Annotated in this window: 10 protein-coding genes and 1 pseudogene; 5 read left to right on the top strand and 6 right to left on the bottom strand. The window is 42.2% G+C overall.

All coding sequences use genetic code 11. The features are described 5' to 3' along the window. Positions 1–802, top strand: an 802-nt coding sequence (locus LC574_RS13365; RefSeq protein ID WP_229453975.1) for an FAD-dependent oxidoreductase, incomplete at its 5' end; no start/stop codon positions are given. Between the two features lie 20 nt (positions 803–822). On the opposite strand, the gene LC574_RS13360 is transcribed toward LC574_RS13365, so the two are convergent. Then, a complete protein-coding gene (locus tag LC574_RS13360; protein ID WP_229453974.1) occupies positions 823–1395 on the bottom strand; it encodes a carboxymuconolactone decarboxylase family protein in 573 nt (190 codons plus the stop codon). Between the two features lie 101 nt (positions 1396–1496). Here LC574_RS13360 and LC574_RS13355 point away from each other — a divergent pair, with 101 nt between their 5' ends. Then, positions 1497–2072: a TetR/AcrR family transcriptional regulator gene (locus LC574_RS13355; protein ID WP_229453973.1), complete on the top strand. Its 576-nt coding sequence runs from the start codon at positions 1497–1499 to the stop codon at positions 2070–2072. Positions 2073–2341: 269 nt separating this feature from the next. On the opposite strand, the gene purT is transcribed toward LC574_RS13355, so the two are convergent. The 5 genes and pseudogenes from purT to LC574_RS39020 all read right to left on the bottom strand — a co-directional run bounded on the left by purT (position 2342) and on the right by LC574_RS39020 (position 5341). Then, a complete protein-coding gene (gene purT, locus LC574_RS13350) occupies positions 2342–3505 on the bottom strand; it encodes a formate-dependent phosphoribosylglycinamide formyltransferase (protein WP_229453972.1) in 1164 nt (387 codons plus the stop codon). 65 nt (positions 3506–3570) lie between these two features. Further along, a complete protein-coding gene (locus LC574_RS13345; RefSeq protein WP_229453971.1) occupies positions 3571–4053 on the bottom strand; it encodes a pentapeptide repeat-containing protein in 483 nt (160 codons plus the stop codon). Between the two features lie 261 nt (positions 4054–4314). Further along, positions 4315–4431 (bottom strand): annotated as a pseudogene (locus LC574_RS13340) (ABC transporter ATP-binding protein); the annotation flags it as partial. Between the two features lie 264 nt (positions 4432–4695). Next, positions 4696–5175 (bottom strand): hypothetical protein, encoded by a 480-nt coding sequence (locus LC574_RS13335; RefSeq protein WP_229453970.1) that lies wholly within the window; start codon positions 5173–5175, stop codon positions 4696–4698. Continuing rightward, complete coding sequence (locus tag LC574_RS39020) at positions 5162–5341, bottom strand: hypothetical protein (RefSeq protein ID WP_368736686.1); 180 nt, start codon at positions 5339–5341, stop codon at positions 5162–5164. Before LC574_RS39020 ends, LC574_RS13335 begins: the two co-directional genes overlap by 14 nt. 338 nt (positions 5342–5679) lie before the next feature. On the opposite strand from LC574_RS39020, the gene leuB reads away from it, so the two are divergent. The 3 genes from leuB (at position 5680) to LC574_RS13315 (ending at position 8125) form a co-directional block, all read left to right on the top strand. Further along, complete coding sequence (leuB, locus tag LC574_RS13325) at positions 5680–6768, top strand: 3-isopropylmalate dehydrogenase (RefSeq protein WP_229453968.1); 1089 nt, start codon at positions 5680–5682, stop codon at positions 6766–6768. A 90-nt stretch (positions 6769–6858) separates the two neighbouring features. Beyond that, positions 6859–7119 (top strand): hypothetical protein, encoded by a 261-nt coding sequence (locus tag LC574_RS13320; RefSeq protein WP_229453967.1) that lies wholly within the window; start codon positions 6859–6861, stop codon positions 7117–7119. Positions 7120–7276: 157 nt separating this feature from the next. Continuing rightward, on the top strand, positions 7277–8125 hold the full coding sequence (locus LC574_RS13315) for an A24 family peptidase (RefSeq protein WP_229453966.1): 849 nt from the start codon (positions 7277–7279) through the stop codon (positions 8123–8125). Positions 8126–8978 lie beyond the last annotated feature (853 nt).

Here is an 8978-nt window from a genome sequence, read left to right as displayed (position 1 = left end):
GGGACAAATTGCCCAGAAACTGGTGGAAGGTCTAGAGAAGGCTGGAGGTAAGATTCAGTACCAAGCTAGAGTCACGAAAATTCTCACAGAACAGGGAAAAGCGGTAGGTGTGCAACTGGCTAATGGTAAAGTATATCGGGGTAAACACATAGTTTCTAATGCTACACGCTGGGATACATTTGAACAATTATTACCAGCAGAAGAAATGCCAGATAATGAGAAAAAGTGGCAACAAAATTATCAAAAATCTCCAAGCTTCTTGAGTTTGCACATTGGGGTAAAGGAGTCAGTTTTACCTACGGGGACAGAGTGCCACCATATTTTGCTGGAAGATTGGGAAAAGATGACAGCAGTGGAAGGCACAGTTTTTGTTTCGATTCCCACATTGCTTGACCCAGATTTAGCACCAAGTGGATATCACATCATTCACGCATTTACGCCTCACTGGATTGATGATTGGCAAAAACTTTCTCCGAGTGAGTACGAAGCGAAGAAAGAAGAGGCGGCTTGGCGAATTATTGACCGCCTAGAGAAGATTTTTCCAGGCTTAGATGCTGGATTGGATTATCTGGAAGTGGGGACACCCCGCACCCATCGCCGCTTTTTGGGTCGTCAGGATGGCACTTATGGGCCAATTCCCCGGCGCAAGCTGTGGGGGTTATTGAATATGCCCTTTAATCGCACAGCTATTCCAGGACTTTATTGCGTAGGGGATAGTACCTTTCCGGGTCAAGGATTGAATGCAGTAGCTTTTTCTGGGTTTGCTTGTGCCCATCGCATTGCCGTAGATTTAGGATTGTGAAGTACGCCTTTACAATTCCGTCAAATGCTATTGACGCTCTCGATTCCAGGCTTTGACCAAATGTATGGCTGAAATGGTTTATCAAGAGGCGTTTTAGCAATGTGGTTTGTGTAGTTGTGCATCACTTTAATTGCTATGCCCAGAATGACCTCTAGTACTTGTTGCTTATCATAACCAACTGCTAAAAATTCCTGAATTTCAGCATCTTCAACCCAACCCCGTGCTTGAATTATTCGTTGCGTAAAACAGCGCAGTGCTTGCAATTTTGGCTCTTTGAGTGGTGTATTATCACGTAGCGCTTGAATATCTTCACTCTTCATACCCATCATCTTTGCCAAGCCGGAGTGGGCTGCCATGCAGTAGTGACACTCATGTTCATAATTCACAGTCAAATAAATGATTTGCTGTTCAATTGGGCTGAAACTTGTCGTAGTAAACAAATCCCATAGTGCCATCGAACCTTTGAGCAATGCAGGTGCTTGGGCGAAAACTCCCTCTAAATTTGGAATAAACCCAAAGGTTTGTTGTGCGTGAACTAATGCTGCTTTAGAGTCTTCAGGCGCAGTATCAATTGTGTAAATGGTAAATTCCATTGGTTGTTGCCTCAAATGTACAAAAAAGGTAGACAAGGTTGTCTACTAAAGGTTGGTGCTATTGTATTTCAAAGGAGACAACATTGTCTACTCATTTAACTATGACTACCGAATCAAGTCACGCTCGGCAACAAATCCTGGAAACGGCTTCTGAACTCTTTTACCAGAAGGGAATTCAGCATGTCGGTATTAATGAAGTCATTGGAGCGTCAGGTGTTGCTAAACGGACGCTTTACCGTTGGTTTCCTTCCAAAGACTTATTAATCGAGGAAGTGATGAAATATCGGGCTATCCAGTGGTTGTGCTGGTTTGAGGATGCAGTTTCAGAGCGAGGTATTACACCCAAAGAACGTTTATTAGGAACGTTTGATGTGTTGCGTGAGTGGTACTCAAGTCCCAATTTTCGGGGTTGTCCGTTCATCAATGCTGTTTTGGAAATTGCCGATGCCTCTCATAAAGCGCATCAGGTTTCGGTAGACTTACGTGAGTCGATTCGACAAATTATTGTGCGCTTGGCGGCTGAGGCTGGCGTTAAAAATCCAGAATTCTTTTCGCAACAGTACCTTCTGCTGATTGGAGGAGCCAGCTTAATGGCAACAATCGAACAGTCACCCAACGGAGCAACATTTGCTCAAAGTGCGCTCTCGGTTCTGATTGATGCCAACATAGGAAATTGACATGGACAGGTCAATTACACAAAATAAATTAGGTGTTGCTGAATACAAGGAATGATTCTTGTAGGAGAGCCACTGCGTTGTGCATCCTACCCGCCTGGAAATACAAGGAACGGGCAAAATGTCCATCCTACAAAACTAGCAAAATCATCCCTTTATTATGTAACGCCTAATTTTTCGTCAGTCCGCGCAGGCAGACTTCGCTTATATAGCCGCGACTTCTAGTTGTTCGGTGTTCTGGTACAAGATGTAAGTCAACTTAGTTAACAAAGCTAGATGATTTTAATTTTACTTGCAGCTTTCGTAGCTTTTTCCCTCGCCTCTTGGACATTCACACCCTTCGCCAAAGCTACGCCCATTCGCCGATATGGATGAGCATTAGGTTTACCAAATAATCTAATATCTACATCTTTTTCTGACAAAGCATCAGCCACACCACTAAAAGCAAGGGAATCAGATTTGTTTGAAGCTAAAATTACTGCACTAGCTGATGCTCCTAGCTGTTCTATATGAGGAATTGGTAAGTCTAAAATAGCTCTTAAATGTAGTTCAAATTCATTGAGATTTTGTGAGATTAATGTCACCATTCCTGTATCGTGAGGTCTGGGAGAAAGTTCAGAAAAAATCACTTCGTCTTTGGTAATGAAAAACTCAACACCAAAAATTCCGGCTCCTCCTAACGCATCAGTGACTTTTATAGCTATTTCTTGAGCTTTTAATATCTTTTCTTCAGAAATTTCTGCGGGTTGCCACGATTCTTGATAATCTCCTCGTTCTTGGCGATGACCAATAGGAGAACAGAAAATAGTGGGTGCATTCCACTGTTTAATTGTCAGTAAAGTTATCTCAATTTCAAAGTTAATAAATTCTTCTACGATGACCTTTTGACTGTCTCCTCTAGAATTAGCGATCGCATAATTCCAAGCCCTCTCAACTTCACTCTTATCCTGCACTACAGACTGACCTTTACCGGAGGATGACATCACAGGTTTCACAACATTACCAAACCCAATTTCATTAGAAACTGCAATCAATTCTTCTAGAGTTGTTGCATAACCATATTTAGCCGTTCTAATGCCTAATTGTTGATGTGCCAGTTCCCGAATTCTATCGCGGTTCATTGTATAGTTAGTGGCAGCCGCAGTTGGTATAACTGTAATCCCTCGCTGTTCAAATTCCAGAAGTTTTTCTGTTCTGATTGCTTCAATTTCTGGTATAATAATATTTGGCTGATATTTTGTCACTACAGCTTCTAAATCATCAGCACTGAGCATAGAAATAACTTCATAAGCATCAGCAACTTGCATAGCTGGAGCATTAGCGTAGCGGTCAACGGCAATCACATAATTACCAAGACGTTGAGCAGCGATCGCAAATTCTTTGCCTAGTTCTCCTGAACCCAGCAACATCAATTTTTGGGGCAACTTAATACTCATTAATTTATCCAGGTCAATCTCAATTTAATAATCTTATAATTTTGTGTGTTTTAATTACCATTTTCTCAAGAATTGAATCTAGCTCCGCTTAGTTGTAAATCGTGACGTTGCAAATCAGTTAAACCAGTACCTACACCAAGCTGACACTTATCTACTAAAGTCTCTAACCAAATAGTCTCATTCAGAGTTGCACCTCGTAAATCTGCATTTCTCAAGTCGGCTTTCGTAAAATTTGCAAATAAGAGGTCTGCATTAACTAAACTGGTATTTTGTAGATTTGCTCCTGATAAATTACCGCGAATTAAATTTACTCCATCTAATATTAAACCAGATAAATCTGCTCCTATAAGATTAGGAAATTTTAACTGAACTGGATATTTAAAAAATCGCATTATACAAATGATATTTGCTTCATTTAATCGGATTTTTGTTAAAAAGTCATAACGAGCTATGCCCAGTTGTTTAAGAATTTGTAGACGCTGTGGGGGACTTTGTTCTAAAAAATGGATTGCTGTATGGCGTAAGTCTTGAGTAGGGATATTTAACATGATTTTTAGATTTTCGTGATACTTGTGTCAATAAAAAAATTAACAGATAATGTAGGCAAATAATAGATAATATAGCAGTCTTAAACTATTCATGAAAAACAAAACCCCGATTTCTTTGAGAAGTCGGGGTTCTAACTTTATCGATAACTACTTACCTAACGTTCTGCCAATAATGCTTTCGTAGCAGATTCGCCTGCTAATCTAACCTGCCTTGTCAACTGCAAGTTTAACCATGCTAGAACAGTCAACTCAGCTAAAAATACCAATCAGTCCATATATTTCCCCTGCCTGGATTTCTAAATCAACATCATTGACAGCAACGTGTCGGTCAAATTGCTTAGTTAGTCCACGGGTGCAAATTGCTAATTCTTTTACCATCGCTGCTGGGGTGCGGCTTGTGATTAACACTTACAGCAGTTTTCATGTATTTGAACCACATCTATCGTAGGGGTAAAGCACATTGCTCATTGGTGTCAACTTAAGCTAAAAATCGCTTATCTGTTGGCTTCCACGCCCGCCCAGAAATGAATTTCAGCGGCTCATAGCTAAAGTCTACTCAAGTAGACTAAAAATTTTTCGGATTATAACGTAGCGATTATCTAGATTATCAAGTCTAGGCGATCGCTACCACATAAAACTTTTCTACTTTTCGCCCTTCTCCTGCTGTTTTCGTCGCTCCTCAATGCGAGCAAAGATTTCATCAATAGTGGGATTTCCTAAGATTTGATCCCTGTCTCGTGTGTAATCTCCACTACCTATTTCAAATTGCTGCATAAATCTTGCCATTCCAGCAGGGCCAAGAGCCTTTGTTAAGGCTTCTACTCCCAGTTGCCTAATCTCACGTTGAGTAAGTTTAGTTACATATAGCATTTTCATATTTGTAACTTTGGGCAGAACATCTGAACTTTCAACCTGTGAGATCCGCCTTTCTTTGATTCGGGCAACTATTTCCTCAATAGTAGGGTTTCCCAATATTTCATCCCTATCTCGCGTGTAATCACCACTGCCTAGATCAAATTGATGCATAAATAGCCCCATTCCTGCTGGGCCAAGAGCTAAACTCAGCGTATCTATTCCTAATTGCTGAATTTGAGTTTGAGTCAACTTACTAACATTTATCATTTGCAACCTCTCTGAGCCACTGAAGCGGGTTCTCTACTCTCACTTGTAGCAAGTCTTTGTGCCTTGCAGCCAAACGTAACATTCTGTCATCAGTTGTGAGCAAAACATCGGCATTGCTAACTTCTGCACAAGCAATATGCAACGCATCGTAGTCTTTAAAGCCCATTTGGGCAAGTTCCCACCACGAAATGCGATTTGTTGAGTTATATTCACTTTACTAATTGCTAAAGCAGCCCAAATCTGCATCTGCCGTTTTCTTGCTCCTTCAGGAGTGTTCCGAAGCTCATCATCAAAGGTTTCGCTTCCTTGCAACCGCCAATCACCCATTTGAATAATAGCTAAAATGCGAAGCACTGCCTCGGCTTCTAAAAAAATCCGTTCTTGTGTCTGATCATCAAAAGGGCGATTCAGACAACACACATCTAAATAAATTAAAAACTCCATCGGTACATTTTGCTAGGTATGATATTTGATCTACAAGCATTTACCTAGTAATAATCAGCTATGACCCAAAACTACCGCATTACTCTACTCCCCGGCGATGGCATTGGCCCTGAAATTATGGCAGTGGCGGTAGATGTGCTAAAAGTCGTAGGGAAGCAATTTGATCTGAAGTTTGAATTTCAAGAAGCCCTCATCGGTGGTGCAGCAATTGATACCACAGGCGAACCCCTACCATCTGCGACTCTAGATACCTGTCGTAACAGTGATGCTGTATTACTCGCAGCGATTGGTGGTTATAAATGGGATTCCCTACCATCAAATTTACGCCCAGAAGCAGGTTTGTTAGGACTACGTGCAGGTTTAGGATTATTTGCCAATTTGCGCCCAGCGAAAATTTTGCCCCAGCTAATCGACGCCTCGACTTTGAAACGCGAAGTTGTGGAAGGCGTGGATATTATGGTGGTGCGTGAACTCACTGGTGGGATTTACTTCGGTAAACCCAAGGGAATTTTTGCCACAGAAACTGGTGAAAAACGCGGTGTAAATACAATGGTTTACACCGAATCGGAAATTGAACGCATTGGACGAGTGGCGTTTGAAGCAGCCCGCAAACGCGGTGGAAAACTTTGTTCGGTGGATAAAGCGAACGTATTAGAAGTATCTCAGTTGTGGCGCGATCGCATCACCCAACTTTCTCAAGAATATCCAGATATCGAACTATCTCATTTATATGTAGATAATGCTGCTATGCAGTTATTACGCGCTCCCAAGCAGTTCGATACCATCGTTACAGGCAATTTGTTTGGCGATATTCTCTCTGATGCTGCTGCCATGCTCACAGGTAGTATTGGGATGTTACCCTCGGCTAGTTTGGGTGCTTCTGGGCCTGGTGTGTTTGAACCAGTCCACGGTTCCGCCCCAGATATTGCTGGACAGGATAAAGCTAACCCTCTCGCACAGGTTTTGAGTGCGGCGATGATGTTACGGTACGGTTTAGACCAGCCAAAAGCGGCAGATCACATCGAACAAGGCGTATTGCAAGTTTTAGAACAAGGCGATCGCACTGGGGATATAATTTCTTCAGGAAAAAACCTTTTAGGTTGCCGCGCTATGGGCGATGCACTGATTTTAGCTCTTGAAGGAAAATAATTAAATAATACAACTTGGGCAATTTGGCAACCTTTGCTATAAGTTTCGGGTAGACTAAAGGGAAATCTAGCAATCAAATAACAGTCGATAGTGTACGCATTACGACAAGGTCAAGTAAATTTTACCGCCCCAAAGAACCAATCGCCTTTGATTGATCCCGCCCTAATCAGAGCCGCCGGGCAGATATACTATACTCACTGTGAAGTACATCCCGAAATAGCTGGGCAACCTTCCGGTGTAGCAATTAATCGTGTAACTCATCGAGGTAAGGTTATTTTCACTAACCAACCAGTTCTTTTACCTCAAGAATGTTTTGTGCCATTGAGTCAAATAGAATCGCACATGTATTAGTCATTAGTCATTGGTCATTAGTCATTAGTCACTTGTACTGAGCTTGTCCTGAGCGTAGCCGAAGGGCGTAGTCGAAGTATTGGTCATTAGTTATTGACAAAGGACAAATGACAAAGGACAAATGACTAATGACAAATGACAAAGGACAAATGACTGTATGGACATTTTGTTCGCCATTTTGGCGAGTGTAATGGTCTTTGCTTTGGGTGCATCTATTGGCAGTTTTATTAACGTTATTGTTTATCGGCTACCTGCTGGGTTGTCAATTCTTTGGCCGCCCTCTCGTTGTCCCCACTGCTTAAACCAGCTAAAAGCTTACGATAATGTACCAGTATTTGGTTGGATTTCGTTAAGAGGGCGGTGTCGATATTGCAAAAACAAAATTGCTGTCCGTTATCCTGTGGTAGAAGGGGTAACGGGCATAATTTTTTTACTAGTTTTTTTGGTATTCCAAGTTTCAACTTTAACAATAGGCTATTGGGCTTTTTGTAGTTGGTTATTGGCACTATCGCTTATCGACCTAGATACAATGACTCTACCCAATCCACTTACTCAATCGGGTTTGGTGGTGGGGATTTTTTTTCAAATGGTGGTTGGTTTTTTACCAGAGGCTAGTTCCGTGGCATTGGTAAATCACCTGATGATGGCGATAGTTGGCGCAGTATTGGGCTTATGGCTGTTTGATGCGATCGCCCTATTGGGTTCAATTGCTTTTGGTAAAGCTGCAATGGGTGCAGGTGATGCCAAGTTAGCAGCCATGATGGGAGCTTGGTTAGGTTGGAAATATTTGCTCTTGGCTAGTTTTATTGCTTGTGTGCTAGGAGCGTTAATTGGCAGCAGTGTCATTATGCGTAGACGCAAAACCGCAAGTCAAGAGACATCGCTACCAAGGTTAGGACAAAAGATGCCTTTTGGCCCTTTTCTGGCTTTAGGATCTGTGATTACTCTATTTAGCGGCGAAGCCATTTTGTCTAGCTACCTGCGGTTATTTTTCCCAGCGTCTTGAACTGGAGTGGGGAGCAGGAAGTAGGGAGCAAGGGAGGCAGGGGGAAAAGGTGACAAAAGTTAGAACTTGCAACAAGTCTTTCCCTTCCCCTTGTCCCCAAGTCCTCTTCCCAATGCCCCATGCCCAATGCCCAATGCCCATTCATAATAAATATTTATAATTCGTGACTGTAACCAGCATTACCCCATCTACCCTTGATATTTTGATAATATTCAGCTTGTGACTTGTATTACCCTTGTGAACTACCCCGCCGTCTAGACGGACATAGCTCTCCCAATTCATCGGGAATACCTAAGAGAACTCCGTAGTTCTATTGGTCTGACATCCCTCCAAGGGCAGAAGTCCTGGTTCCCAAGACCCAAATCTTTTACCCGTAGCTCTGCCCTACTCCTTCGGAGAAGCAAGCTACGCGTAGCGTTCCGTAGGGAAGGGTTTTCTTGCAATATATACCTATAAGCTTGGTTTTCGCTTGTGGCATTGATGGTCAAGACACTAATAGGACTTACGCACTGTACAAAATAACTATCATGTGTATAACTAAAATTGGTCGTTTCAGGCTATTGGCTATTAGCTCTAGATCACTAGCGATCGCTGACTAATAGTGAAAAAATCAAACTTGAATGCCTAAAAATCCATATACATATTTAATTACTTCTGTCAATGCGTAAGTCCTAACTAACCACAATATCCGAGAAATCGGTATTCCTTATATATCTTGGATGCAATCGTCATCACCCGAGGTCGTTGAGCGGCTAGTGAGCGGAGTCGAACCATGTCGTACCACTTCGTGGAAGCAAGCTACGCGCAGCGTCTCCAAGAGTTGTGCGGGCTACGCCTACGCTCAATTTTAGCC

Origin of the sequence: Nostoc sp. CHAB 5715, assembly GCF_020829685.1 — a bacterium.
Taxonomy (GTDB): Bacteria; Cyanobacteriota; Cyanobacteriia; order Cyanobacteriales; family Nostocaceae; genus Nostoc.
Note: the sequence above shows the minus strand (reverse complement) of the source record. Positions and strands in the feature narration are given on the sequence as shown.